General features: G+C 70.7%; 42 protein-coding genes. 3 read left to right on the top strand and 39 right to left on the bottom strand.

The features are described from left to right. The first annotated feature begins 39 nt into the window (after window positions 1-39). Window positions 40-318 (top strand): hypothetical protein, encoded by a 279-nt coding sequence (locus IO24_RS0120555; RefSeq protein WP_031137621.1) that lies wholly within the window; start codon window positions 40-42, stop codon window positions 316-318. Window positions 319-335: 17 nt separating this feature from the next. Here the strand turns inward: IO24_RS0120555 and IO24_RS47205 are convergent, their stop codons facing one another. The 39 genes from IO24_RS47205 to IO24_RS42140 all read right to left on the bottom strand — a co-directional run bounded on the left by IO24_RS47205 (window position 336) and on the right by IO24_RS42140 (window position 22258). Further along, window positions 336-464 carry a hypothetical protein gene (locus tag IO24_RS47205; RefSeq protein ID WP_267886814.1) on the bottom strand — a complete coding sequence of 43 codons (129 nt, stop codon included), beginning with the start codon at window positions 462-464 and terminating at the stop codon, window positions 336-338. A gap of 4 nt (window positions 465-468) precedes the next feature. Then, window positions 469-873: a helix-turn-helix transcriptional regulator gene (locus IO24_RS0120545; protein WP_031137620.1), complete on the bottom strand. Its 405-nt coding sequence runs from the start codon at window positions 871-873 to the stop codon at window positions 469-471. 151 nt (window positions 874-1024) lie between these two features. Then, on the bottom strand, window positions 1025-1393 hold the full coding sequence (locus IO24_RS0120540; RefSeq protein ID WP_031137619.1) for a hypothetical protein: 369 nt from the start codon (window positions 1391-1393) through the stop codon (window positions 1025-1027). Between the two features lie 152 nt (window positions 1394-1545). Further along, complete coding sequence (locus IO24_RS0120535) at window positions 1546-1761, bottom strand: hypothetical protein (protein ID WP_031137618.1); 216 nt, start codon at window positions 1759-1761, stop codon at window positions 1546-1548. 7 nt (window positions 1762-1768) lie between these two features. Then, entirely contained in the window at window positions 1769-1906 is a 138-nt protein-coding gene (locus IO24_RS45250) for a hypothetical protein (protein WP_157851279.1), read from the bottom strand. A 439-nt stretch (window positions 1907-2345) separates the two neighbouring features. Continuing rightward, on the bottom strand, window positions 2346-2858 hold the full coding sequence (locus IO24_RS0120520; protein WP_031137616.1) for a hypothetical protein: 513 nt from the start codon (window positions 2856-2858) through the stop codon (window positions 2346-2348). A gap of 8 nt (window positions 2859-2866) precedes the next feature. Continuing rightward, on the bottom strand, window positions 2867-3013 hold the full coding sequence (locus IO24_RS45710; RefSeq protein ID WP_167551623.1) for a hypothetical protein: 147 nt from the start codon (window positions 3011-3013) through the stop codon (window positions 2867-2869). 17 nt (window positions 3014-3030) lie between these two features. Continuing rightward, window positions 3031-3879 (bottom strand): hypothetical protein, encoded by an 849-nt coding sequence (locus IO24_RS0120510; protein WP_051905961.1) that lies wholly within the window; start codon window positions 3877-3879, stop codon window positions 3031-3033. 285 nt (window positions 3880-4164) lie between these two features. Next, entirely contained in the window at window positions 4165-5046 is an 882-nt protein-coding gene (locus IO24_RS42150; RefSeq protein ID WP_052686592.1) for a hypothetical protein, read from the bottom strand. A gap of 197 nt (window positions 5047-5243) precedes the next feature. Further along, window positions 5244-5555 (bottom strand): hypothetical protein, encoded by a 312-nt coding sequence (locus IO24_RS0120495; RefSeq protein ID WP_031137613.1) that lies wholly within the window; start codon window positions 5553-5555, stop codon window positions 5244-5246. After that, window positions 5552-6079, bottom strand: a complete 528-nt coding sequence (locus IO24_RS0120490; protein ID WP_031137612.1) for a hypothetical protein — start codon at window positions 6077-6079, stop codon at window positions 5552-5554. The genes IO24_RS0120495 and IO24_RS0120490 overlap by 4 nt, the downstream gene beginning before the upstream one ends. Before the next feature lie 83 nt (window positions 6080-6162). Continuing rightward, the gene (locus IO24_RS0120485; protein WP_031137611.1) at window positions 6163-6462 is read right to left on the bottom strand and encodes a hypothetical protein; all 300 of its coding nucleotides are present in this window, start codon (window positions 6460-6462) and stop codon (window positions 6163-6165) included. Next, complete coding sequence (locus IO24_RS0120480) at window positions 6459-6662, bottom strand: hypothetical protein (RefSeq protein ID WP_031137610.1); 204 nt, start codon at window positions 6660-6662, stop codon at window positions 6459-6461. Before IO24_RS0120480 ends, IO24_RS0120485 begins: the two co-directional genes overlap by 4 nt. Before the next feature lie 112 nt (window positions 6663-6774). Then, window positions 6775-7005 carry a hypothetical protein gene (locus IO24_RS0120470; RefSeq protein ID WP_031137609.1) on the bottom strand — a complete coding sequence of 77 codons (231 nt, stop codon included), beginning with the start codon at window positions 7003-7005 and terminating at the stop codon, window positions 6775-6777. Continuing rightward, window positions 7002-7391 (bottom strand): hypothetical protein, encoded by a 390-nt coding sequence (locus IO24_RS0120465; RefSeq protein ID WP_031137608.1) that lies wholly within the window; start codon window positions 7389-7391, stop codon window positions 7002-7004. Before IO24_RS0120465 ends, IO24_RS0120470 begins: the two co-directional genes overlap by 4 nt. Next, entirely contained in the window at window positions 7388-7954 is a 567-nt protein-coding gene (locus tag IO24_RS40890) for a hypothetical protein (protein WP_037668088.1), read from the bottom strand. Before IO24_RS40890 ends, IO24_RS0120465 begins: the two co-directional genes overlap by 4 nt. Window positions 7955-8031: 77 nt before the next feature. Then, window positions 8032-9321, bottom strand: a complete 1290-nt coding sequence (locus IO24_RS0120455) for a 3'-5' exonuclease (protein WP_031137607.1) — start codon at window positions 9319-9321, stop codon at window positions 8032-8034. Between the two features lie 79 nt (window positions 9322-9400). Continuing rightward, window positions 9401-9805 (bottom strand): hypothetical protein, encoded by a 405-nt coding sequence (locus tag IO24_RS46630; protein WP_234335178.1) that lies wholly within the window; start codon window positions 9803-9805, stop codon window positions 9401-9403. After that, the gene (locus IO24_RS46015) at window positions 9798-10397 is read right to left on the bottom strand and encodes a hypothetical protein (protein WP_199808816.1); all 600 of its coding nucleotides are present in this window, start codon (window positions 10395-10397) and stop codon (window positions 9798-9800) included. Before IO24_RS46015 ends, IO24_RS46630 begins: the two co-directional genes overlap by 8 nt. 75 nt (window positions 10398-10472) lie before the next feature. Next, window positions 10473-10853, bottom strand: a complete 381-nt coding sequence (locus IO24_RS0120440) for a hypothetical protein (RefSeq protein WP_031137604.1) — start codon at window positions 10851-10853, stop codon at window positions 10473-10475. Continuing rightward, a complete protein-coding gene (locus IO24_RS40880; RefSeq protein ID WP_037668086.1) occupies window positions 10850-11038 on the bottom strand; it encodes a hypothetical protein in 189 nt (62 codons plus the stop codon). The genes IO24_RS0120440 and IO24_RS40880 overlap by 4 nt, the downstream gene beginning before the upstream one ends. 120 nt (window positions 11039-11158) lie before the next feature. Then, window positions 11159-11668: a single-stranded DNA-binding protein gene (gene ssb, locus IO24_RS0120425; RefSeq protein WP_031137603.1), complete on the bottom strand. Its 510-nt coding sequence runs from the start codon at window positions 11666-11668 to the stop codon at window positions 11159-11161. 4 nt (window positions 11669-11672) lie between these two features. After that, a complete protein-coding gene (locus IO24_RS0120420) occupies window positions 11673-11969 on the bottom strand; it encodes a hypothetical protein (protein WP_031137602.1) in 297 nt (98 codons plus the stop codon). Further along, window positions 11966-12127: a hypothetical protein gene (locus IO24_RS45245; RefSeq protein WP_157851278.1), complete on the bottom strand. Its 162-nt coding sequence runs from the start codon at window positions 12125-12127 to the stop codon at window positions 11966-11968. The genes IO24_RS0120420 and IO24_RS45245 overlap by 4 nt, the downstream gene beginning before the upstream one ends. Window positions 12128-12129: 2 nt before the next feature. Beyond that, window positions 12130-12339 carry a DUF6011 domain-containing protein gene (locus IO24_RS0120410; protein WP_031137601.1) on the bottom strand — a complete coding sequence of 70 codons (210 nt, stop codon included), beginning with the start codon at window positions 12337-12339 and terminating at the stop codon, window positions 12130-12132. Window positions 12340-12628: 289 nt separating this feature from the next. Further along, a complete protein-coding gene (locus IO24_RS0120405) occupies window positions 12629-12913 on the bottom strand; it encodes a zinc finger domain-containing protein (RefSeq protein WP_031137600.1) in 285 nt (94 codons plus the stop codon). Next, window positions 12910-13605 carry a hypothetical protein gene (locus IO24_RS0120400; RefSeq protein ID WP_031137599.1) on the bottom strand — a complete coding sequence of 232 codons (696 nt, stop codon included), beginning with the start codon at window positions 13603-13605 and terminating at the stop codon, window positions 12910-12912. The genes IO24_RS0120405 and IO24_RS0120400 overlap by 4 nt, the downstream gene beginning before the upstream one ends. Next, entirely contained in the window at window positions 13602-14585 is a 984-nt protein-coding gene (locus tag IO24_RS0120395) for a hypothetical protein (protein ID WP_031137598.1), read from the bottom strand. Before IO24_RS0120395 ends, IO24_RS0120400 begins: the two co-directional genes overlap by 4 nt. 69 nt (window positions 14586-14654) lie before the next feature. Then, a complete protein-coding gene (locus tag IO24_RS0120390) occupies window positions 14655-15101 on the bottom strand; it encodes a WhiB family transcriptional regulator (protein ID WP_037668083.1) in 447 nt (148 codons plus the stop codon). 68 nt (window positions 15102-15169) lie between these two features. Further along, window positions 15170-15706, bottom strand: a complete 537-nt coding sequence (locus IO24_RS0120385; RefSeq protein ID WP_031137596.1) for a hypothetical protein — start codon at window positions 15704-15706, stop codon at window positions 15170-15172. After that, entirely contained in the window at window positions 15703-17178 is a 1476-nt protein-coding gene (locus IO24_RS0120380; protein ID WP_338055559.1) for a UvrD-helicase domain-containing protein, read from the bottom strand. The genes IO24_RS0120385 and IO24_RS0120380 overlap by 4 nt, the downstream gene beginning before the upstream one ends. 77 nt (window positions 17179-17255) lie before the next feature. Further along, on the bottom strand, window positions 17256-18530 hold the full coding sequence (locus tag IO24_RS0120375; protein ID WP_051905959.1) for an AAA family ATPase: 1275 nt from the start codon (window positions 18528-18530) through the stop codon (window positions 17256-17258). Beyond that, the gene (locus IO24_RS0120370; RefSeq protein ID WP_031137593.1) at window positions 18527-18832 is read right to left on the bottom strand and encodes a hypothetical protein; all 306 of its coding nucleotides are present in this window, start codon (window positions 18830-18832) and stop codon (window positions 18527-18529) included. Before IO24_RS0120370 ends, IO24_RS0120375 begins: the two co-directional genes overlap by 4 nt. Next, window positions 18829-19497, bottom strand: coding sequence for a hypothetical protein (locus IO24_RS42145; protein WP_051905958.1), 669 nt, complete (start codon window positions 19495-19497; stop codon window positions 18829-18831). The genes IO24_RS0120370 and IO24_RS42145 overlap by 4 nt, the downstream gene beginning before the upstream one ends. Then, complete coding sequence (locus tag IO24_RS46625) at window positions 19494-20030, bottom strand: hypothetical protein (RefSeq protein WP_234335179.1); 537 nt, start codon at window positions 20028-20030, stop codon at window positions 19494-19496. The genes IO24_RS42145 and IO24_RS46625 overlap by 4 nt, the downstream gene beginning before the upstream one ends. Next, the gene (locus tag IO24_RS0120350) at window positions 20027-20779 is read right to left on the bottom strand and encodes a BN159_2729 family protein (RefSeq protein ID WP_051905957.1); all 753 of its coding nucleotides are present in this window, start codon (window positions 20777-20779) and stop codon (window positions 20027-20029) included. Before IO24_RS0120350 ends, IO24_RS46625 begins: the two co-directional genes overlap by 4 nt. Then, complete coding sequence (locus IO24_RS0120345; RefSeq protein WP_031137590.1) at window positions 20776-21090, bottom strand: hypothetical protein; 315 nt, start codon at window positions 21088-21090, stop codon at window positions 20776-20778. Before IO24_RS0120345 ends, IO24_RS0120350 begins: the two co-directional genes overlap by 4 nt. Next, a complete protein-coding gene (locus IO24_RS0120340; protein ID WP_045296000.1) occupies window positions 21087-21680 on the bottom strand; it encodes an RNA polymerase sigma factor in 594 nt (197 codons plus the stop codon). The genes IO24_RS0120345 and IO24_RS0120340 overlap by 4 nt, the downstream gene beginning before the upstream one ends. A gap of 83 nt (window positions 21681-21763) precedes the next feature. Then, window positions 21764-22258 (bottom strand): hypothetical protein, encoded by a 495-nt coding sequence (locus IO24_RS42140; protein WP_052686593.1) that lies wholly within the window; start codon window positions 22256-22258, stop codon window positions 21764-21766. 230 nt (window positions 22259-22488) lie between these two features. Between IO24_RS42140 and IO24_RS0120330 the strand changes: the two genes are divergently transcribed. After that, complete coding sequence (locus IO24_RS0120330; protein ID WP_045296016.1) at window positions 22489-22932, top strand: helix-turn-helix domain-containing protein; 444 nt, start codon at window positions 22489-22491, stop codon at window positions 22930-22932. A 238-nt stretch (window positions 22933-23170) separates the two neighbouring features. Then, entirely contained in the window at window positions 23171-23404 is a 234-nt protein-coding gene (locus IO24_RS0120325; RefSeq protein ID WP_234335180.1) for a hypothetical protein, read from the top strand. Window positions 23405-23495: the final 91 nt, after the last annotated feature.

Raw genomic sequence — 23495 nt, 5'->3', positions numbered from 1 at the left:
TGGAGGACGCGACCGAGGTACGTCGGCCATCATTGCGCCATGACGACATACCAGGGACCCGCCACGGCGATTGCTGGTGGCACCGAGTACCCCGTGACCGCTGATCTCGCAATCGCCACGGATGGCTTCCTTAAGGAGTGGAGCGGCACGATCATTGCCGAGGACGAGGGAGCAGCCTGGGCGATCTTCAACGAAGACGACACGACTGCGCTGAGGATTGGAGAGGAACGCTCAGGCGTCTTCATCGCAGGCACTTTCAACGCTGACTCCGCGGAGTTGCGCATCCAGGGCAGCGGCCCTGCCCCCTTCGGCCCTTGAGCGACGCGGCAGGCCGGTTAGTGCGTCCAGACGTCAGGCCCGCTGCCACGCCACTCGATCAATGAGGACCGGACCACGTCCATCTCGTCGAACTCCTGCAACCCGGCCTCCTGCTCGCCGAGCCACTGCACCAGTTCCTCGGTCACCGGCTCATCCTTCCGCGCTACGTCGGTAGCCGCGACGGGCCGTCAGGGCCGTCGTGACGGTCTCGCCGTACCAACGATGGGCGCGCTGGGCCGTGTCGTCGGGCGCCGGCCACCGGCCCCGGGTGACGTCGGCGCGGATCGTCGCGGCCGTGACGCCCGTCAGGGCCTCGATCTCGCGGGCGGTGTAGAGGCGGCGGGGCTCCAGCTTGGCGGCCTCGCGGGCGAAGTGCTGGGCGATGACGCGGTCGACGGCGGCGGGGTCGTAGACGTACGAGCGGCCGCGCTTCTCGGGGAGGGGGTCGGGCCAGTCGGGGTGCCGGGACCACTGGTTGCGGAGGGTGTTGTAGGCGCGGCCGTGGCGGGCGGCGATCTCGCGGAGGGTCTCGCCCTCGGCGGGGGGTTTTACCATGGTGTTACCGGCCTTTCGGCTGGGTGGGACCGGCAGGTTTTGGCGAGCACCCTTCGGGGTGTCTGGGCTTCGGCTCGGGCCTGCCGGTCACGTCATCTCTGATCTTGTAATGGGGTCGCCCCCGGCTGGCTGCCGGGGGCGTTGTGTTCGGTTACTCCTGGTTCTCGACCAGCCACTCCATCGCCTGGATGATCGCCTCGGAGGCGGTCAGGAGGCAGAGCGTCGCTCCGGCGACCCGGTACGGCCTGGGCTTGACGATCTCAAGGCGGAAGAGGTCCTCCGTGTTGAGCCAGGAGGTGCAAGCCACCTGGAAGTCCAGCCGCACGCCCTCGGGGACCGGCTCGGAGTCCATGAGCTCCAGCGCGCGGATCATGCCCTCAACAGCCTCCTTCGGCTGGACCAGGCCCTCGGGGAGCCTGATCGGGATGGGCAGGTGGCGCAGGGCGGTGGCGATCTCGGCGTAGCTGACGGCGAGATCCATCGCCAGCTGCTCGATGCTCTTGTCGTGTTCGTCGGCCATGTCGGTCCTTTCGACCTGTGGGTGGTGGGTCCGGGTTGGCGGCCCGTTCCCGCTTACGTGTCTATTGTGGCACAGTGGTGCACTGAAAGGCAACACTTCTGGGGAAGGGAACGGCCCTGATCCAGGACGCGGACCAGGGCCGTGACCAGCCGTTAGGCCAGACGCCAACCGGACAGGCGATCACCCGGCCCGACAACGGCCGTCAGCGTCCTCCCGGGCAACTCCTCCGGGGCCAGTCCGACAGCCGCAGCGACGTCCGCCGCCGGGTAGCGGGCAGGCTCATCGCGTTCGTCCGCCGGCACGTCGGCCACGATCTCGGCGTCGTCGCCGAACAGCAGCAGCACCTTGACCTTCACACGCTCGCTCATGCAGCCATCATCCCTTCTTCGGTTTGGCGGGGGTGGTCTTCTTGGCGGGCTTGAGCCAGCCGCCGCGCGACCCCTGGTAGTCCGTCTCGTGGCCCTGCAGCCGGGGGTCGTCCTTCTTGATCGGTCTGGGGAATCCGAGTGCCATGATGGCGCTCCTGTCTCTTCGTTGGGATGGGACCGGGGCGGCCGGTAGCTGGCAGGCGCGGGCCGCCCCGGGGTCTATGCGTTCGTCTCGGCGACGTCGTGGACGACGTGCACGTGGGTGTGGTTCGGCCGGTCCGGAGGTGCGGTGGTGTAGATCAACATCCCCTTCTGGCTCTGAGAAGGGGTCACGCGGATAAGCGTGTGACCTGCACATTCGTGGCAGGAGGGGCGCCCCTCCTCCGGTGGGGGAGTGGCGGACGAATCGGACATTCGGCGGCGGGCGGACCACCACAGTGCGGCCACGCCTACCACCCACACAGCGAGGACACCCGCCACGTCCGACACGGCCCAGCACACCGCGAGGGGCACCCCACCGAGCACGACCAGGACGCAGCCGCCGGCCGCCGTGCTGCGCTCCTCGGTTTCCTCGGGCGCACCCATCAGGCCGCCTCGTAGACGTGATCGCCGATCCAGTTCGCGGCCTGCGCGAGAGGGACGGCAGCGAAACCGGCCACGCCCGCGCTGGTGCCGAGGGTGATCCCGCACCAGACGCCCCGCTTCAGCTCGCCGCGCGTCTCGTCGCCCGCCTTCTTCACGGCGGCGATGAGCACGGCGGTGAGGATCAGCACTAGGCACGCCCCCGGCCCGGACAGCGGGGTGAAGGTCTCACGGGCAGCGAGCTGGCCGGGCTGCTCTCCGACGCCCCACAACAGCGCGGCGTCCCCGAGCCAGTTGGACAGGCCCAGGACGGAGCTGGACGCGGTGCCGATCAGCCCAGCGATGCCCAGGGTCGTGAGGCAGCCGTACGCCCACGACAGGAGGAACGGCAGGAGCCGGGCGGCCTGCCTGATGGGGTCCTTCTTCAGGCCGTTGAGGCCTGGCCACCAGAGGGTGAGTTCGTAGCAGAGGAGAATGAGACCGACGGTGACACCGCCGTACGTCACGAAGTTCATGGGGTCCTTCAGCGGAGGACGGCCACGCCGAGCGCGGCGAGGGTGACGACGAAGGCGCACGTCCCGCTGATCTTGGGGACGTCGCGAGGGACCACGAGGGCCAGACCGGCGAGCGCGAGCAGCGCGCACGCAGCACAGAACACGCCGAACAGCACGGCGGACATGGTGCGGGTCAGGCGCTGAAGGCGACGGGCGCGGGCGGGAGCTGCGCGAGGTGCGGCTCGTGGCGCTCGATCTCGGCGCGCAGGGTGCCGCGGATGATGCCGTCGGAGCAGTCGGCGAATCCGGCGGCGATGATCGCGGCGCGCATGGCCTTGGTGCCGGGGCGGAGGCCGGTGTCGTACAGCGGGCGGATCGCTTCACACCGCGGGTCGTCGTACTTGATCGGCGCGCTGAGGTGCGGCGGGGTCGGGGCCTGGGCGACGGGCCTGGTGGTGATCGGCAGGAGCTGCGCCCCTGCGGGCACGACCGGGTGCCGGGGCGCGGCCGCGGGCGGCTCGACGGGCGTGGGCGACGGCGTGACGGGGGCCGTCTCCTGCTGCTCCTGGGTGGCGACGGGCGTCACGGCCTTCACCCGCACGGGCGTCGCGGCGAGGTGCAGAAGGTGTCCGAGCACCAGCGGCGGGATGCAGGAGACGGTGACGACCAGCCACACGGGCGGGCGCGGCTCAGCGATCCAGTGCCCGGTCACGAACATGTGGCTGACGGGCTGCGCGGACATGGCCGCGGCGAGGGAGAGCCATGCGCCGGCGACGGCGGAGAACTTGCCGGGGGCTCCCTTGGGGCGCTTGGTGGCGACGGCGGCCGCGATACCGGCGTAGGCGGCGAGGACTCCGGCCATGCCCCAGGCGAGGGTGTCGTTCCATCCGGCGAGCTTGCCGAGGTGGTGTTCCCCGGGGGCGCACATGATCATGACCCAGGCGGCGACGACGGGTCGGCCGAAGTCGGTGAGGAGGGAGACCCATCGGGGGGTCGGGGTGTCGTAGGTGGCGATGGGCGCACTAGGGTGCAGCTCAGCCATAGGAGGTCACTCTCCTGTGGTCAGAGCCCTGGCGGGAGTTGGAGTCTCCTTGCCGGGGCTCGCACTGTTTGTGGAGGGTGACGCCCTACGGGGGGCATCTGCCGTCCATGACGGTACCGCGTGGTGCGCGGGTGGTGCTACGGGTTCAACGACGGGCCGGGCTGACGGGCGTCACGCGGGCGTGGCGCGTGCGTGTCGCAGCGCCAGCCGCAGGGGTACAGACGCGCGCCGTCCGAGGAGTGATCGGGCACGGGGACGTCGCACCGCTGTTGCTGTGGGGCCCCGTCATGCGGCGTCACTCGACGCCTCCGACTCCGTCCATGTGCGACCACATCCTGGGCTTGTGCAGCGCACGACGGGCGGTGCCCCATCTCCGCCTTCGACGACCAGCTGACCGCCGCACGGCTGCGGGCACGGGTGCGGCACGTCCTCCACTCGGCGCGCGTCGCCAAGGGAGCGGCCCACGAGTTCGCTGGCCATGCGGGCGACCTCGACGATGGCTCCGCGCTCGCCGTCGTCGAGCGGCCGGCAGGGGCCGGGTCGGGCAGCGAGGCGGGCGGCGAGCCAGGCCGCGGCCGTCGGAGCGGTGCGCTGCCCGGTGAACCGCCACCGGCCCGGGTCCGCGGCGTCCTTCGCGGCCAGGAGCACGGCAGCCTTGTGCGCCTCGTCGCCCCAGCCCTTCCCGGCCGGGGCCGTGACCGGTTCGCGCTGGATGCGGGAGGCGAGCCAGTCCGCGGCCGTGACGAGTCCAGTCTCGACGGTCGTCATGACGTCCAGGACGCCGACGTCGACGGGCGCTGGCCGTGGCCCGGGCGCGTCGGGGTTGGTGTCGGCGCGTTCCTCGGCGAGCTCCTGGCGCTCCTCGTCTGACATGAGGCGCGTGATGCCCATGGCGGGGGGCCAGCTGGTGGCGGGGCGGGTGCCGGCGCGTTCCTGCAGGGCGGGCCAGCGGTCGATGACGGTCTCCAGGTGGCCGACGGGGCACTGGGGGTGGGGGTGGACTTCCTGGCCGCGCTCCTCGAAGCAGTGGCCGCAGGCGAGGGCGCGGGGCGGCCGGTACGCACAGTCGGCCGCGCAGGTCGTGCAGTGGCCCTTGCGGGTGTCGTGGTCGTCGCGGTGGTGGTTGCAGGCTCCGCAGACGGGCGGCGGGGTGAGGGTGGTGGTCATCGTGCGCTCCGTGTGCTTGGTGGGGCGTAGGCTGATCTCCACCTGAGGGGCGTGCCGTGGAGCTGGGGAGTTCGTGGGCGCGCCCTTCGTCGTTGCTCAGCGCGGGAACTTGCGTTTCGTGGAGGCCCAGATGCGGGCGATGATGATCGCGGTGACGCAGATGATGACGATCGCGGCCACGGTGTTGTCGCTCATAGTCAGCGCCTCCTCGGCGGTCCGTAGGGGGACTGCCAGGCAGGCCGGTCGGAGCAAGCCCTTCGTGCCCGCTCGTACGTCTCTGCCGCGGCGACTGCTCCGTTGACCGTGCGCATGATCTCGTCGGCCACCCGCGCGTACTGCCGCGCAGCCTGCCGGCCCCACTCCATGAAGCCCTCGATCAGCTGGGCCGTGGGGAGCGGCTCCGGTCCGGGCCGGGGGTCGGGCTCCTCGGCGTGCAGCTCGACGGAGGCAACGCCGGGCACCTCGTGCCACTCGCCGTCGTCGCCAAGGACCTCCAGACGGGCCGTCATGACGGCTCCGAGGGGCCTGCGAGGGCGGCGCGGAGGCTGCGGGCGTACGGCAGGTCGGCGGGGAGGGCGGTCTCCCATCGGTAGGCGAGGGCCTCGACGCGTTCCAGTGCGCGGTCCTGCGGGATGAGCGACGTGGTCGGAGTGGTTGCGTCGTCGGTCTCGGGCGGGTGGATCGCGGCGCGTAGCTCGACCAGGCGCTCGTCCCACCAGCGGGACATGGACGTGCCGAGCGGCGGCGGTCCGGCCTTCACCCACCGCTCGTACAGGTCGATGACGCGCTGGACGTCGGCTTCGGACATGCGGGCGAGGGTGGCGGTGATGCGGGCACTGGGGAGGATGACGGCCAGGACCGCGTCGGCCTGGGCTCGGTAGTCGTCCCGGTTGTGCTGGGTGGCGTCGGTCCAACGGCAAAGCGGCTGGTTGTGCTCGTAGATGGCGGCGGCGATCAGGTCGCGCAGCGGGGAGTTGGCGGGGTCACCGTGGATGTCGCGCAGGTGCTTGCCCAGCAGGGTGCGCGGGATCATCGCGGGTGGTGGGCAATGTGGGCACGGCGTACGGACCTCGACGCGGCCTGCGATGGGGCTACTGAAGTCGGGCTGAGGCTCGGTCACTTCGTCCTCCGTGCTGCGCGCGCGGCCGCGCGCCGGGATTCGCGGTTGGGCTCCGGCAGCTCACGCCAGCCGAAGGGGGACTCGCCGTCGTCGCTGTCGACGTCGGTGTCGCCGAGCTGGGCCAGGAGGTCCTCGGCCCGGGCCCGGTCGTGGGCCCACAGCACGGCGTCGTCCTGGGCCTGGGTGGCGCCGATGGGGACGTGGCGGATGCGGGCGGTGGCGTGGCCCCAGCACCAGCCCACGGTGATGCCGAAGGTGAAGGCGAGGACGGCGGGGGCGTAGGCGTCGGCGATCACGACTGGCTGCCGTTCGCTTGCGTGGCCGCCAGGGTGTCGTTGATCGCGAGGAGCGCCTGCGCCACGGCGGCGGTTGCGATGGCCTGGGCCCGGGCGGCGTTGGCGATGGTGATGTCGGTGGGAGTGCGTCGGCCTTCGAGCTCGGCGAGCGTGTCGCGGGCTGCGTGGATGCTGCCCTCGGCGTCGGTTCGGTGTGTCACTGGCTGTTCCTTCGGGTGAGGTTGCGGAGGGCGCGCCCTGCCCGGCCGAGGCCGAGCAGGGCAGCGGAGATGAGGCAGGCGCCGGCGATGGCGCCGCCGAGGATGTGGCCGATCACGCGGCTTCCTCGTAGTCGCGCCGGGCCCGGCGGGCAGCGAGACGTGCCCGAAGTCGGCTGCGGGCCCAGGCGGGTCGGCCGGCCGCGCGCCACAGGCCGCGTCCGGCGTAGGCGCCGGTGGCGAGCGCGGTGAAGATGACGATGGTCCCGACGATGGCGAGGACGATGATCCAGCCCAACAGGGCCCAGCCGAGGGTGATGACGGTGTCGATGGCTTCGGCGATCACGACCGGGCCCCTTCCTGCTGCGCCCCGGCGGCGGTCGGCGTGCACAGGCGGCACGGCGCGGTCTTGCGGCAGCCCGAAAGGTGCGGCTGCTCGGTCCAGCGCCGGATGGTCGCCAACTCCGGGCGCACCCCGTTGGCGATCAGGTGGTCTCGGGCGAAGTCGGCGTCCTCGCGGTCGAAGGGGCCGATCTCGACGCTGCCGCCGATGATGAGCGTGGTGAGGTGTCGGAGGCGTCCGGTGCGGTGGAACTGTGCGGCACTGGCGGTCCACCACTCGGTGGGGCTGCCGCCGATGCTGTAGAGCCGGGCCTCGTCGACGACGACTCCCCATTTCTCGGGTGCAGGTGGCGTCCCGGTGATGTGGAGGGCGAGTTGCGACGCGCTCATCGCTGCGCCCCGTCCTGCTGCTCTGCCGGGGCGAAGGCGATGCAGCCGCAGCGGTTCGTCTCGGCGCCGGCCTGGCAAACGCCGCCCTGGTGCCAGTTGTACGGGTGGGTGCAGACCGCGCAGGGCGTGGCCAGGGTGAGGAGGGGCTTCGGCGCGGGCTGGGCCTCGTCGGCCATGCGGCGCAGCTCGGCGGCGCGCGCGTTCGGTACGCACGAGTCGCAGCCGCCGCAGTCGCAGGTGTCGTCGTTGCCGACGATGTCCGCGGCTTCGCGGAGGACGTCGGCCCGGGACACGGGCGGCGGCAGCACGGCCAGCACCGCGTCGGCGATACGCATCCGCTCGGCGTCGGTGACCTCCGGCATGAACGCGAGGTCACCGTTCCGGCCGGTGCGAATGTCTGCGGTGCGCGACAGGTGATCGAGTAGCGCCTCGGCGATGCGGTCGCGTAGAGCGGCCCGGTCGGCGAGGTACGCCTTGAAGTCGGCGACGGCCTGGCGGTCGCCGTCGGTCAGCGGGTGGTGCGGGTTGTTGCCGCATGCGGGCCCGGTCGGCCGGTGGCTCATGGTGTGGCTCCTGGTGGTTGTGAGATGGTCGGGACCGCGGCCGCCTCTGATCCGCTCAGGGGCGGCCGTGCTGCTGCTCACTGGCAGATCACGCACCGGTGATCCGCGATCTCGGTGTCGTGGCAGGCGTCGACGCAGCGACCGCAGTAGGGCGTCTGGGCGTAGCGGGCGGCGCCGTCGAAGCGGGTGTCGACCGGGTCGAAGGGCGTCTTGCACTTCCCGCATGCCTCGGCCGGCTGCTCGTCGGGGCACTGGGCGCAGGCCTCGCCGACGGTGCAGGTGCACGGCGTCTCGCCTACGCTGACGGGCTGTGACGGGTCATCGGCGGGGCCGCTGTCGAGCGGCTCCAGCAGTGCGTACGCCGCCTCCCGGTCGCCGAGGAGGTACTCGACGGCGTAGTCGCCCATGAGGTCGCGGCGGAGCCAACCGCGCTGCTCGGCGATGAACCCCTTGTCGTCCCAGGCGCCGTCGCCGATGTGGGAGGAGGTGCCGGTGCGGTCGGCGCGGTCCAGGCGGGAGGCGGGGAAGCCGTACTCCAATGCCGTCTCGCGGGACCACACTCCGGCTGGCATGTCGCAGGAGGTGGACCAGCCGACGTACTGATCGCGGTCGGGCGCGGCCTTGATGAGGAGGCAGCGGAGGCGCGGGTCGTGGCTGGCCTTCTCCTCGGCAAGTTCGGCCTGGGCCCTGCGGAGGTCGCGGCGTGCGTCCTCGAGCTCGATGACGGTCCGGGTGTACAGACCGATGGCGTGCTTCGCGCGGCCTTCCCACGACAGCGGGAACTTCTCCGGGACCGTCATGACGGCGTCGAACACATCCCGGGCCCACCGTGCATCCCCCAGCGCGGTGTGCGCGGCCTCCTCGCTCGGCGGCTCGACACCGACCGCGCGGGACAGGGCGTGCGACCGCCACGGGAGCGGGCCGGCCGCGTACACGCCGAGCTTCGCGGCGGCGAGCTGGACGATGTCGTAGGGCCGGTAGTGCCACTGGGCGGCGCCGGGGCCGAGGAGCTTGCGCAGGTGCCGTTCGTCGAAGCCGGGGTTGGAGCCGACGAGCACGGCGCCGGAGAGGACGTTCGTGATGGCGAGGATGGCCTCGCGTCGGGTCATGGGCGTGACGTGCCCGCTCTCGTGGGCGGTGAAGGCGGCCTCGGCGTGCGGCGGGACCGCGAAGCGCTCCTCGAACCGGCCGATGCGCAGCGCTTCGGGGTCGAAGCTGATCAGGTCCGGGCGGATCTGCCAGCAGTACTCGGTGTCGGTGTGCTCCTGGCCGTCCTGCTCGCGCAGGATGATGGCGACCTCCCAGGCCTCGCCGATCTCGGCGTCGAGGTGGGTGGTTTCGCAGTCCACGAAGGCGATGTTGGTCACGGGTTTCTGCTCCCGGTGGTGTGGTGTGATCTGGGAAGCGGCCGCCCGCGGTTCGAGCGCGGGCGGCCGGCCACTGCGGCTACTTGCTCCAGCCGATGAGGCGGAACTCGACGCCCCGGTCTTCGAGCTCCCGCTTGGAGCTGCACTCGGCGACCTCCCAGACGAGGCGGAGGATCGCGTCGCCGTGGGAGGGCGGGCTGGTCTGGTATTCGCCCCAGAGCTGGCCGTGCTGGTCGACGAGGACGGCGTCGTGATCGGGCGTGGGCCGTTCGTCGGCCCAGACGATCCGGGTGGCGCCTTGGTGGCCGTGGACGTGCTCGGCGTCGACCAGGCGGTCCCAGTGCACGGTCGACGGACGGCCGCCGCGCCAGCGGATGGCCACGGTGCCGTCGGGCCAGAGCACGCCGTCGGCTACGCGGCCGGTGCCGGACACGCCGGAGACGTCGTGGTCGCGCTGGAGGTGGAAGAGGCGGGGCTCAGGCACTGTGCGCCTCCAGCTCCGTCATGACGCCCGTCACCGGGGCGTCCTCGAGTGCCAGGAGCCGGACGTGCTGCCGGATCCGCTGGTACTTCTGCTCCGTACCGTGCCCGTCCCAGCGCGCACGCGGGTCCGCCGTCTCCACCAGCTCCACGTGCTGGAACAGGGGGACGTCGCGCGGGGCGATGTGCCAGGACATCTGCCAGCCGCCGGCCACGAGGTACAGCAGGTGCCAGCCGTCCTCGTCGATGTCGGAGGCTGGGGTGATGACGGCCGATGACGGGTGCAGCGCGGTGAGCCAGGCGAGGAGTTGCGCGCGCTCGCGGTACGCGCCGTCACGCTCCTTGGTGATGCGCTCGACGTCGTCGCAGTACTGGTGGCTCAGCGCCGTGGCCTCGGCGCGCTCGGTGTCGTAGGTGTCCGCGTGGCGCTTCCACCGCGCGGCTTCCTCCTGTGCGTCGGTCAGGGCCCGCGACAGGATCGCGACCGGGTCACCGATCGGCGTGACGTCTCCGTCTGTACCGCGCGCGTGACGCGGGAACTGGGGGCGAACCGGTTCCGGTTCCTGGTTCCTTCGGAGCCAGCGTGGCATGGACATGGGGTGCCTCCGGTGTGGTGTCCGAGGCGGGTCCCTGCGTGGGGCCCCTTGTCCGGGTGGTGCTGACGGTTGGATTCAGAGGTTGCGGAGCACGACCTTGGACAGCGCCATGACGAAGTGGTCGCGGTCGGCGTCGGGCATGTCGGGGTGGAAGGCGAAGTGCAGGCGGACGCGGGGGCGGTCTCCGTCGCCGGGGTCAACGCCGAGCTGGACGGTGTGGTCGGTGGCTTGGAGTCCGTCAGCGCCGAGGTTCACGGCCCAGGTGGAGAGGTCCAGGGCCTCGGTGGCCAGGTCGACGACCTTGCCGCATGCGATCTTGAACTGGTCGGGGCCGAGGCTGCGCCAGGGGTCCCGTTCGCTCAGGTCCTCGCTGATGGCGAGGGAGTCCCATTCGTCGCTGGTGTACTTGACGGCCTCGGCGCGGAGGTCGTCATCGGTGTACGGCTGGTCGGTCACTGGTCGTCCTCGGCGGTTGTTGGGGCGGGCAGTTGGTCGAGGGCGTCGCCGATGTCGTTGGCGAGCCAGCGCCAGCGGAGTGCGAGTTCGGGGGCGTCGGTTTCCTTGGCTTCGGCGGCCGCGACGAGCGCTTCGACGATCTCGGCGACGTCGGCAGGGCCCGTCAGGCGTACAACGACGGCCATGTCAGCTCCGTTCGGACGGCAGGGCCGGTGGCGCTTGCGGCGCCGGGGTCGGCAGGCGGTCCGTGTCGCTGCATCCGGTGAGGAGTGCTGCGGCGAGGAGCGCGACGGTGATGGTGCGCATCAGAACGGGGGTTCGTCGCTGTAGCCCTTGGCCTTGTCGACGGCCCAGGGGTCGTCCTGCGGGGGCGGTCCCGAGCGGCCCTGGGTCTGCCCCTGGGGGCGCTGCTGTCCCTGGGCGGGGCGCTGGCCGCCTTGGCCGTTCTGCTGGCTCGCAGCGTCCTTGGAGACCTGAGCAACGGCGAAGGCGAGGTTCGGCGCGATGGAGCGGATGAACAGGTCCGGTCGCTCGTGTTTCTGGCCGTCCTTCTCCCAGGACCGGGTGCGGATTTCGCCGGTGACCATCACCTCCATGCCCTTGGCGAGGGTCTCGACGACGTTCTCGGCGAGGCGCTCCCAGACGGAGCCACGGATGAAGAAGACGTCTCCGTCTTCCCATTGCTGGGTCTGGGCGTTGAGGCGGCGACTGTTGAAGGCGAGCGAGACGTTCGCCACGGCTTTGCCGGACTGGGTGAAGGACATCTCGGGGTCGGCGGTGAGTCGGCCGACGCCGGTCATGGTGGGCAGAGACATGCGGTCAGTTCTCCTTGTCGGTGGTGCTGGGCTTGCGGGTCGAGTGGAAGGCCTCTTGCCACTCGTCCCAGTCCTCCTCGCCGAATCCGCGGCTGTCGGGGTCGCCCGCCAGGGGCTGGACGGAGACGCGGGCTGCGACGGCGGCGAGCTGAGCGTGGACGTGGGCTTGCGCGATCAGGGCGGCCTTGGCCTCGGGGGTTCTGGGGTGCCCGTCGCGGGTCACGGGGTTGCCGGTGATGCTCTCGAAGCTGGCTTCGGAGAGGAGGCGTTCGGCTGCGCGGTAGTGCTCGGGTCCGGTCATCGGTTCTCCGTGGGGCAGTGGCCGCTGAGGCAGCGGTTTTCGTTGCTGGCGACGTAGTGGACGTGGTGGCCGAGCGCGACCAGGCGCTGGGCGGCTTCGAGGGCGGCGCTTCGTCTGCCGGAGTTTTTGGGGGCGGTGTGGTGGCCGTCGTAGTGCACGGTCACTCCTGAGGGAGGGTCGGCTGGATGGGGAGGCTGGTCTGGTCGGGGTGGATGCCGGGCGTCGTGACGGCCGTCACGGGCGCGGGCGGCTGGCGGCGGCGTGGTGCCGGCGGGGGGATGAGGCCGAGCTTCCGGCCGCACACCAGGCCGTATCCGCGGGCGCGGGACTCCTTCGTCCGGAGGGTGCGGGGGCAGTAGCGGCACTTCATCGGGGTCGTCTCTTTCGACGATGGGCAGCGAGGCTGGTCACGCTGGCCGGGAGGGCGAGCTGCTGGGCGTGGGTGGGGCAGGTGGCGACGTGCGGCATGTACAGGCGCTCCCAGCCGTTCAGGGGGAGCTCGACTGAGGGCCGGCGGGACCGTACGGCGCTGGTTCCGTCGCGCCAGACGGCTGCGTTCCCGGCCGGGTTGGGTTCGGGGTCGACGGCGAGGCGCTTTCCGGCTTCGGTGGTGGTCCAGAGGACGGGGCGGCGGCAGTCTCGGCACGGGGCGAGTTGCTTCATGGCGTGGTGGTGGGGGTGAGGGCCGCGGTGATGCGGGCGGTGTGGAGGTCGGGGGTGAGGGTGCAGGGCTGGTGGGGGATGGCTTGGCAGATCCGCTCGGGGCACCGGGTTGACATGACCCTGTCCCAGTCGAGGAGGCGGGTGTCGTGGGTGTCTGCGCGGCGGGCCGTGGTGCCGCGGTGGTTGGTGCACAGCTCGCCGACATGGGCACGGCACCAGCGGCACTGCACGGCCATCTGAGGGAACCGGTAGGGCGGCCGTCGGCGGGGCGGATGGCTCATGACGCTTCGGCCTCCTGCTCCTGGTCGTGGTTGCGGGCGAGAGCGGCGGCGGCAGCGGCCTTGATGCGGGCCTCGTCGGCGTCCAGGTCGAGGAGTGGCAGGCCGGCGGCCGTACGCCGGGTGTCTTCCAGGCGGATGGGGTGGACGTCCTGGAGGCGGCGGCCGCGCGCGGTGCAGCTGCTGCCGGGGGCGGCTTCGCAGCGGCGGCAGGCTCGGCCGCGGGGGTCGACGGTGGGGTCGCGGTCGGCGGGCATCTTGCCGATGGCGGCGCGGGCGGCAGCTGCGCGACCTGCGTACGGGCCGTGATCGGCGCCTGACGGCAGCGCGAGGCGATCACTGGCCCCGAGGGACGCCCGGATGCTGCTGGGGCCTGTGAGGCCGTCTCCAGCGGCTCGGATGATCTCCCGGATCGCTGCGGCGGACTCGGCGCCGGTCTCCAGCGGGTTGCCGTCGTAGACGATGTTCGCCAGCTCGATGCGCTCGGCGCGACGGGCCTTGACCTCGGCGACGATCTCGGCCGGGGAGATGAACGGCTGGCGGCGGGCGACCGCGATGACGGCCGCGCGGGCCTCGTCGACGGCGTACGGCGCGAGGATCTCGCCCCAGACGTCGGGGGTGAACTCGCCGAACTTCTGCGCGGGGCAGGCGGCGGCGACGTACTCGGCGATCTGGACGGCTTCTTCTTCGGTCACGGTGCTGCTCCTTCCTGGCGTGCTGCGGTGCGGGCAGCGACGCGGGCGCGGGCGCGGTCGAAGACGGTTCCGCCGGCGGGCTGCTGGCCGGGGTGAGCGCTCGCGGGTGCGGCGGTGGCGTTCATGGCCTCGTTGACGACGCTGGCGAGCGTCGAGGGGTGGAGGCCCTTGGCCATCCACAGGGCGATGCCGCGGCGGATCCAGTCGGGGTGGATGCGGTCCTCATCGAGGAGGATCCGGATTTCCTTGGAGAGCTGGCCGATGACTCGGGAGGGCGGCCGTGTGGTGCACCGCTCCAGCCACTCGCTCACGATGGTTTGTGCGGTGATCGGCGCCTCGGCGTCGTCGACGGGCTCGCCCTCGAGGACTTCGTCTTGCGCGTAGTCGTGACCTTCGGTCGACGACGGCGAGTCCCCGAACGAGAGAGGTCTTGTAGAGAGAGGAGAGAGAGTAGGTGTCCGGGATTCCCGGACACTGACGTCCGGTGTTTCCGGACACTGAGACTCGTCAGTGTCCGGGTTCTCCGGACACTGGGGTTCTGGGTCAGTGTCCGGAGTTTCCGGATGCTGAGCCGGGTCAGGGTCCGGGAATCCCGGACCCTCAAGTTCGGGTCCAGGGTCCGGAGTTCCCGGACGCTGAGAGTCGTCAGTGTCCGCAGAATCCGGACTCTGGGTGTCGTCGTCAGTGTCCGGGAGTTCCGGACACTGAAGCGGTAGGATCCGGTACTTCGCTGTGCCGTTCTTCTGGCCGGCCGTGACCTTCTCGAGGACGCCCTTCTTCACCAGCGCCTTGATCACTTCGTACATCTGGGGGCGCGATACCTGCGCGCGGCGGAGGGTCTTCTCGGACTCCACCGAGGACCACGTGATCCGTGTGGAGTCCCGGGCATCGTCCGCCAGCACCGAGAGCGCAAGCTTCTCGCGGTGCGTCAGCGTCGTCGGTGCGTAGTCGAGCACCTCGACGTACAGGCGGCTGCCCACGTGCTGTCTCCTAGGGGTGGTGTTGGCCGGTGGCCCGGCGGCCGTACTCATCCGCCAGGCCACCGGTGCTCATTGGGATTCCGGGACCTGCGTGGACCCCGTCCGCGCGTGCTCGCGCTTGCCCGCGGCGTTCGCCTCCCGGCAGGCGGCGTCGATGGGTTCCTTCTTGCGCACGTGCCGCTGGTACGCGGCCCGGGTCCCGCATGGCGCGACGTTCCACCGACGGGTGCTCTTCTTCGGCTGGGGCTTCTTCACCGGCGGCTTCTCGCTCGCCTTGGCGGCGGCCTTGCGCTGCTGGGTGATCTTCCAGCGCTGCTTGCCCGTCAGGCCGGCGACCAGGCCCGTACGGAACTCCTTCGCCACCCCGGCCTCACGGACGAGGGTCGCTTCCAGGCACTCCATCCGCACCGGGCACCCGTCGCAGGTCTGCCGGGCCAGGCCAATCGCCTGCGGCTTGAAGAAGACCTCCGGGTCCACGCCTTTACAGGCGGCTCTCAACTCCCACTCTCGAGTCATGACGGGGCCTCCGTGCGGAAGGGGATTCGTGCTGGTGGTGGAAACGCGACTGGCGTCGCTGACGGGCGTCACGAGGCCGCCCCGGTGTACTCCGGGGCGCCTACGTAGGTGCCGTGCCGTCGGTAGTGCCGATTCGCCGCGTTCTTGGCCCACCGACACGGCCCGCACAACGGCTCCTTGCGGCGCTTGTGCCGCTGGGCGCCGTAGTACGAGCCGCAGGGCGCGGCCGGCCGGGCTGACTCAGCCTCGATCTGGAGCGCGGACCGCTTCCCGATTCGCGGAAGGGCCTCGGCCAGGGGCGTGTCGTCCGTAGGGAACCAGTTGCGGAGAGTCCGGTAGTCGCGTCCGATCAGCTGCGCGATCCGCATGCGGTCCGTGCGGAGCCTGAGCAGGACGTCCGCTGCGTAGGCCGCCTCGGGCCCGGTGAGCATCCAGTCGCCCGTGCGGCAGCCGTTGACCGTCAGCTCGATGGCGAGGAGGTCGAGCAGGACCAGGCCGTCGGCGGTCGCCAGCCACACCGTGGGGACGGCGACCGTGGTCACCGAGATCCACTCCCGGGCCCGGCCGGCGTGGGTGCCGGGGACAACGGTGTCGGTGGGCTTCATTCGCTCACCGCCGTCACGTCGCGCACCCAAGCCAGAGCGGTGTCGTCGAGCTGCTCGCGCGCCCGGGTCACCGCGACGTAGGCCAGGCGAGCCTCCTCGCGCGGCAGGACTACCAGGCCGGTGTCCTCATCCGGCTTGGGCGCCCGGAAGTCCGCGTGGATCCGGACTGCCGGCCACTCGCGGCCCTTCGACCGGTGCGCGGTCGACACCACCAGCTCGGCCTGGGCCTCCGAGCACAGCCCGTCGGCGGCCGCCACGATCCGGTCCGGGCCGTGCTCATCGATGAGCTTCACCAGGACCTCAAGGGAGCCGTCCTCCTCAGCCGCGTACTGGCGCACGTCGTGCCACGACGCGAAGCCACACAGCTCGGGGTGGTCGGTGGGGCGTCCACCCTGGAGCGCCTCGGCGGCCCAGGCCAGGTTCTTGATGTCCCCGCCGCCGCCGACGAGGGCGACCTTGCGGCCGGCGGCCAAGCCCTCCATGACGATGCCCATGGCGCCCGCGTTCGTGCGGCACAGGATGGCGTCCGGGGAGTCGAGCGGGCCGACGGTGGACTCGGCGGCCTCCCAGCCGGTGAGGCGGAGGGGGGCGTTGATGAGGCGGAGCCAGATGTTGGCGCGGGCGGCGATGGCCGGGCCGAACCGGAAGCTCTGCGACAGGGTGAGTTCCGGGCAGCCGAGTTCGCGGATGAACTTCTGCAGGGCGTCGTTGGCGCCGCGCCAGCCGTAGATCTGCTGGGCGGAGTCGCCGACGGCGATGCGCTGCGCGTGCTCCTGGGCCAGGAGCACGGCGGAGAGGACGTCGTTGGTGTCCTGTGCCTCGTCGAGGAGGACCACGTCCGTCGGGATGGTCGGCCGGGAGAGGGCCCACATCTTCAGGTAGTGGTCGTGGTTGAGGTTGAGGACGGAGTCGTCTTGCTTCAGGTCCTCCCATGCGGCCCGGGCGACGGGTTCGACGAGCTTCTCCAGCTCGGCGCGGGCCTGCTTCTTGGTCAGGCCGTCGTAGTGCGGGATGTGCCGGGCGGTGATCTCGTCGTCGGCGCTGTGGCAGAAGCGGGTGACGGTGTCCAACGCCATCCGCATGATGATCTTGGACGTCATGGCCTTCTGGTGGCCGAGGTCCGTGCGGATCGAGGGTGTGGCGCCGATGATGCCGAGGATCGAGCGGACATCGAGGGCCTGCGCGGCCTGGTGGGCGGTCTGGCGGGGCCGCTTGAGGCGGGCGCCGTACTTCGGGTCGAAGGCGAGGCCGTGACCGGTCTTGGCCATGCAGTTGGACGGGAAGCTGCGGCGGGCGTCGGCCGCGATGGACGCGTTGTAGGCGACGTACGTCATCCGGCGTCGTCGGTCGGAACGGGCAATCATCTTGAGCGTCGAGGACTTGCCGCAGCCCGCGCCGGCCTGGAGGACCAGGTCCAGCCCGTCACCGTACGCGTCGACCGCTTCGGCCTGCTCGATGGTGGGGTTCACCACTGTGGTGCACCTCCTTTCTGGGGTGCGGGCCCGCCCCGCATGGGGGAAGTCGGGGCGGGCCCGCGGTCAGTGGTGAATCAGGCGGCGTGGTCGGTGGCGTCGTCCCGGGAGTAAAGGTCTTCGTCCTCCAGGCCCTGGACCATCGCGGCGAACTCGTCCGCTGGGTTCTCCCGCTCGCTGTAGTTCGTGAGGGTGTCGAGGAGGGTCTTCGCCTCGTCCAGGAGGAGCTCGTTCGCGCTGCCAACCGAGCGACCGACGATCAGCGAGGTCGCGCGGAGCCGGTCGTCGCGGCCCTTCACGTCCAGCTTGTTGAACAGCGCGTGCATCATCCGCATCTGCGGGGCCGTGACGGGCGTCGGGCCCTGGTCCTGCTCGGTGCCGGACCGGGTGGCCGGCGGGGTGCCCTGGTCCTGCCCGGCGGGCGGCACCGACGGGGTCGACGGGGCGTTCGTGACGCCCGTCGCGACGGGCTTGACGGCCTGCCCGTACTCCCGGATCAGGTCCCCGAGCTTCGCGGGCTCCCCCGACTTCGGGTGCAGAAGGTCGACGCCGAGCAGGTTCCGGGCCTTGGCCTGGCCGTGCAGCTCCAGCGCCCGGTCATACGTCAGGCTGTCGGCGACCAGTTCGTCCACGATGACCTGGACCGGGTCCACGCCCTGGCCGAGCTGCTCCAGGATCGCCTCGGCGAACTCCGGGCCGGGGTGGTGGACGCACGCGCCGTCCAGAGGCGTGTACCGGGTCTTGGTGACGGTGCCGGTGCCCTCGATCATGTCGAGTACGACGTCGACCTCGTACTCGGCGCCCTCACGCTGAACCGTCTTGACGCCCAGCTTCTTGACCTTGCCGTTGTTCAGCTCGTAGTCGGTCTTCGTCCGCATGGTGACGATGACGTGGCCGGGGAAGCCGAGCAGGGCGTCGAGCATGTCCTGCTCCAGCTTGTTGACCGGGTCCCAGGCGGAGAACTTGCCGCCGTTGATCTTCTTGCCCTCCTCCTCGACGCGGGCGAGGAGTCCGCCCTTGCCCGCCCAGAAGTGGGACCAGGAGTCGATGATGAGGACGGCGACCCGTCCCTCTTCGGCGGCGCGGACAGCGGCGATGAGGTTCTCCGGGGAGCAGAACGCCATCGGCAGGTGCGCGAACTCGTGCGCCTCGATGTCCGGACGGCCCGGGACGGGGGCGTACTTGAGGGCGGAGCCGCGCTCGGTGTCGACGACGCCGATGAGGCCGCCCTGGGCGAGGCCCTCCGCCAGGCGGAGGGCGGTCTTGGTCTTGCCGGACCCGGCGGGGCCCTGAACGCCGATGCGGGCCCGGGCGGTCTCGCGGGTCGCCGGGGCGAAGGTGAAGGTCGTCATGACGTGCTCCGGTTGGTGGTGTCGCCCTGCGGCGGAATGGTGGCTCGGAAGGGAGAGGCGGCGATCTCGCGGGCGAAGTTGGCGGCGCGCATCACGGCTCCGTACGCGCGGCGCTTGCGGCGGTCGTCGGCCTTGGTATCCGTGGGCTTCGGCCGGTAGTGCTCGGTGGCGTGCTGGCCGAGGGCGTCCGCGAGCTCGTCGCCGTACTCCTTGCGGAGGGCGGCGAGGGCCTCCGCGGCCTCGTCAGGCCGCATGGCGCGGCCGCTGGTGAGCGCCTGGAAGGCGCGGCTGTAGGCGCTCACTCGTCCGCCTCCGGGTCGTACTTGGAGGCGATCTCCAGGGTGGTTACGGTGTAGCCGGTCGGGCCCTCGCTCCCGTTGACCGTGGCGACGAGTTCGGCGACGCCGTCCTCCTCGTCCTCGATCCAGTCGAAGGTCGCGGTGGGCAGGTCCCGGCAAGCGTGGTCCTCGCAGTGCTCCCGGGCCGCAGCCTGGTTCGTGTACTGACCCAGAGGGACCGAGTCCCACCTCGCGGAGTAGTTCGTCCCTGCCTGCGCCTCCAGCTCGGCGACCCGGGCCTCGGCGTCCAGCAGGCGACGCAGCACCGGTCCCATCCGCTCACCCGCCCACGAGACGAGGTTCAGGCAGAACAGGTCCTCCCACGTCGGGTGCTTGTGCTCTCGCCGGTCACGAACGGACTCTGCGAGCTGCTCCAGCAGGCGGTCGGTCGCGGGCTTCGCGTCGCCGACCAGCTCGGCGATGGCGGCACGCTGCTCCGCCGGCAGTGCTGCGGGCGCGGCCGTGAGCCGCTCCCGCAGCGCCGCCAGTTCGGCGGCCGTCTCGGGCGACTGGAGGAGCTGCGCGGACTCCAGCGCCTCGGCGGCCTGCGTCGCCAGGTCGTACGACGACCCGTTCAGCCAGGCGGCCTCGATCGTCCTCTTCGCCAGCATGGCCAACTTCGAGATCATCGGGTCGTCTCCTTCACGAGGGCCGGGGAGCGGTAGGCGCGGCGGCCGTCCTGGGGACGGTCCTGCGCGGTGAGCCGACCGTCGCGGGCCAGACCACGGAGGTCCTTGCGGAGGGTGTTCCGGCCGGCGGTGGGCCACGGCGAGCCCGTCATCAGTTCCTCGGCGACCTGGGTGGTGACCTCGCCGCCGTGTGCCTCCACAGCGGCGAGGAGGTACTCACGGCGGGTCGTCGGTGCGGCCGGCAACGAGGCCACCGCGTCGTTCCAGGCCTCGTCGTCCGAGCCCACGTAGCGGACCTCCACGCGGGCGCCGAACTCCGTCAGCACACGGGTGGCCTCGAAGGCTCCGGCCGGGGCGTAGGGAGACACCGTTCGGGCCCCTCGTGCACGCGACGGTGGGACGTAAGCGGTGCGGATGCGCCGCACCAGGCCGTCAGCGGACTCCGTGGAGTTGTACTCACCGACCTCCTGCCACTGGCCAGGGTTGGCGCGGCAGCGTGCGGCGATAGCGACGTGATCGACCAGCTTCCTCATGCGACCTCACCGCCCTGCGCGGTGACGGGCGTCGCCACATCCGTGACGGGCGTCAACGGGCCGACCTGAGTCACGATGTTCGCGAGCGAGCACCGCTCCGGCCGACCGTCGACCGACAGCATCGGCATGCCGTCGTCGGACCGCTGACCCTGGAAGAACCAGATGTCGCCCTCGGAGTCCTGCTGCGGCAGCGCCAGGTCGTACACGACCCCGCCGAGCTGGAACGGGCGCTTCGCGGACCGCGCGGCCCGGGCCTGCACCTGCGGCAGGTCATAGGCCACGACCGACACCCGGACGCCGTCCCGGTAGCCGTCCCCGGCCACCGCGTACGGCAGCGACTGCTCCTGGGCGTGTGTGATCCCGAAGTACTGCCGCCACTGCGCCCACTGGGCCTGGTCCGTGATGTGCAGCGCGACCAGGACCCGGTCCTTGTCGACCTGCACGTTCTGGAACTCGCGGTGCTGGCCGATCTGCGCCTCGATGGCGGCAGCGACCTGCCGGGCGCGCTCGCACGACTCGTCCCAGGCGAGTGCCTGCTGCTCCAGATCCGTGAGCTCGGCCTTCGGCTGCGGCCGGTCGGACCATCCGCCGGCGGGCGTGCGGTACAGCACGCGACCGAAGGAGCGCTCCGGGTCGACCAGGAGGCGGGCGTCGTTGAGCGCGTGGGCGATGGCGGCCGCCGGGTCGCTGCCGGTGGAGGCCAGGGCCGCACGGATCACGCGGACGGCGTGGGGAAGGTTCTTGTTCACGCTGCCGCCTCTTCCTGCTTGGTGGCGAACCGAGCGAAGGCGTGGAACTCGATACCGCTGACCTCGGCGTCGAAACCGACCCGCATCTGGCCGTCGGCGCCGACGCTGAAGTTGACGTTCTCGGTGGGGATGTGCAGGGCCTCGCGCCACGCCTCGATCTCGGGGGCGCTGTCCATGCAGAGGCTCACCCGGTTCGGGAAGATGCCGCTGAAGGTCAGGGACGGCGCCGTAAGGCCCGGGTGCAGCTCGGCAAGGCGGGCGACGAACGCCAACGCGGGTGCCAGCGAGCCGAAGTCGATCTGCTCCGTCATGCCGCCACCGCCTCGGCGGTGAGGGTGCTCCGCATCTGCTGGAGCGCACGGAACTGGACGGTCTTCGTGACGCCGATGCCCTTACCGAGCCGCGCGGCCGTCTCCGGGACCGACAGACCCTCCAGGAACCGCAGCCGCACGCACTCACGCTGGTACGGGGTGAGCCCGGCCAGCGCGGCCGCGACGGTCTCCGCCGCCTCGGCGATGTCCAGCTGCCGAAGCGCGGACGACTCGGCCGACCGGTCGCGCTGGTCGCCGTCGGCCATCTCACTGACCGGGGTCTCCAGCCGCGTACGGGCCAGCTTCACGTGGTCCAGGTAGATGTTGCGGGCGATGACCATCAGCCAACCCGCGAAGCCGCTGGAGCGGGGGGAGTTGAAGGTCTCCAGGCGGCGTAGGGCACGCAGGAACACGTCCTGCGTCAGGTCCTCCGCCAGCTGCCGGTTCCTCGACTGGTTGTAGAGGAACTTGAACACGTCGTCGCGATGGGCGACGTAGAGGGCGGCGAATGCGGTGCGGTCGCCGGCGCGTGCCTGCGCGACGAGCTCCGCACCTCCCGCCCTGACCTTGCCGTTAACCTTGTGAGGCACGACCTGTTCTCCTTTGACGTAGGGGTCTTCGGGTGTGTGAGGGGGGCCGTTCCGGGTCGCATCCGGGGCGGCCCTTCCATGTGTCAGGCGGCGCGCTGCCGCATCGCGTCGAGGACGGCGTGCAGGTCGAACCGCCGGCTGCTGCCGACGTAGATCAGGCCGGGCCAGACCTCACCGCGCTGCTTCGCGTCCTGGATCTGCTTGTCGATCCAGCTCGGGGACTTGCGCAGGAACTGCGAGAGCTCCCGCTGATCCATCAGCCGCTCGGGCAGGTCCGGCTTCCGCCGCCCTTCGATCTTCGATCTACGCGTAGATGTAGATTCTGAGGTCAAGAGAATGGACGCCTCGAAGAGATCGGTGACCTCCTTGTCGACGCATGCTGCGATGAGCTCGGCGGCCCGGTCGCTGCATTCGTCGCGCGCCGTCTTGCCGTTCCCGACAATGAATCCGACGTACGAGGCGGACAGTCCCTTGCCCGTGGGATCTACGTCTTTCGTCTTGGCGGCGAGGCGTGGGATGTCCAGCCCGGCCGCCTTCATGGCGGCCCGCAGCGGGGCACCTTTGTCCAGTCGTCGCATGGTGAAACCTCCGGCGCATGGCCGAACCAGGGGTCCGTAGGTCCTGCTGACCTGCGGTATCTACAATCTACGTGTAGATGCATACCGAGTCAAGGGATACGCACAGGGGCGTGGCTACGCGAGAGAGGGGCGCGCAGGGGCGATGTAGATGCGCCGGAGTACCGTCAAGAACGGGTCATCGGTCTGCGATCTACTTGCGTATGTAGATGAGGATGCACGATCCTCAGAGCGTGACGAGCCCCCAGCATGACCCCGGCGAGACCCACCCCGCCGAGGACCAAGCCCACCGCGGCGAGGACCTGGCGGCACTACTCGAGCGCCTCCTCGAGCAGGCGCCCGGCAGAACCCAGAAGGACTTGGCCGGCGCGGCCGGCATCTCCTATCCGACCCTCAACGCGTGGATGAACCGGACCCGCGGAACCTCCCGCGTCGCCCCGGACACGCTGCGGGCCTTGGTCGACGCCTTCCGCGCATGGGGGGTGGCCACCACGCCGAAGGAGATGTTCGAGGCGGCCGGTCGACCGGTCCCCGGGCGGGCAGACGAGGAGCGTGAGGGTCGACTGCTCACTCTGTATCGCCAACTCCCTGAGAACAAGCAGCGCGACCTGCTCAAGTTCGCCGAAGCCATGCTCCGAGATGCTGCGGCAACCGTCCAAGTTAGTCGCGTCTCATAGTATTTGGTAAGGGTTGCCTAAGCCCGGTCGGTCTGTTTTAAGTGACCCAATATGTCTGAAATGAGGTTACCTATCGGGAATGGTTGGCCTCTAAAACAAACCGTTGATTGATCTTCCTATCGGTCTCCCCACTACCTTCACACACAGGTACGATCAGTCACCCGCTGTCCTCCCGGAGCGGATCATTCCGTGCCCGCACGCACATCCTTGGGGGACACCTGTGTGCATCCGCATTGCCGTGGTCGACGATCTCCCGACGATCGCCCATTGGGACCCGGACGAGGTCACCATCCTCGTCAACAGGGGCACCCACCCCCACGACCTGATCAGAGAACTGCACGCGATCCTCGCGGTCGACCTCGGCGCACCAGCCATCCCCGGCGCCGGCCTCTTCTGCTTCTGCGGTACACGCATTGAGCTCCCGAGCGAGTTCACGGTCACCGCACTGCCCGTCGGCGCCTCGAACCTCTGATCAGGAGAGCACGCCCGATGGTGCGCAAAAAGGCCCTGCCGAGGGCCACTAACAACCCACGCCCCAACCCGAGCATGAAGTGCGGCTGCCC

This window comes from Streptomyces flavovariabilis, from assembly GCF_000725785.1.
Classification (GTDB): Bacteria; Actinomycetota; Actinomycetes; order Streptomycetales; family Streptomycetaceae; genus Streptomyces; species Streptomyces hawaiiensis.
The sequence above is the reverse complement of the archived record's forward strand: the minus strand, read 5'-3'. Positions and strand labels throughout refer to the sequence as shown.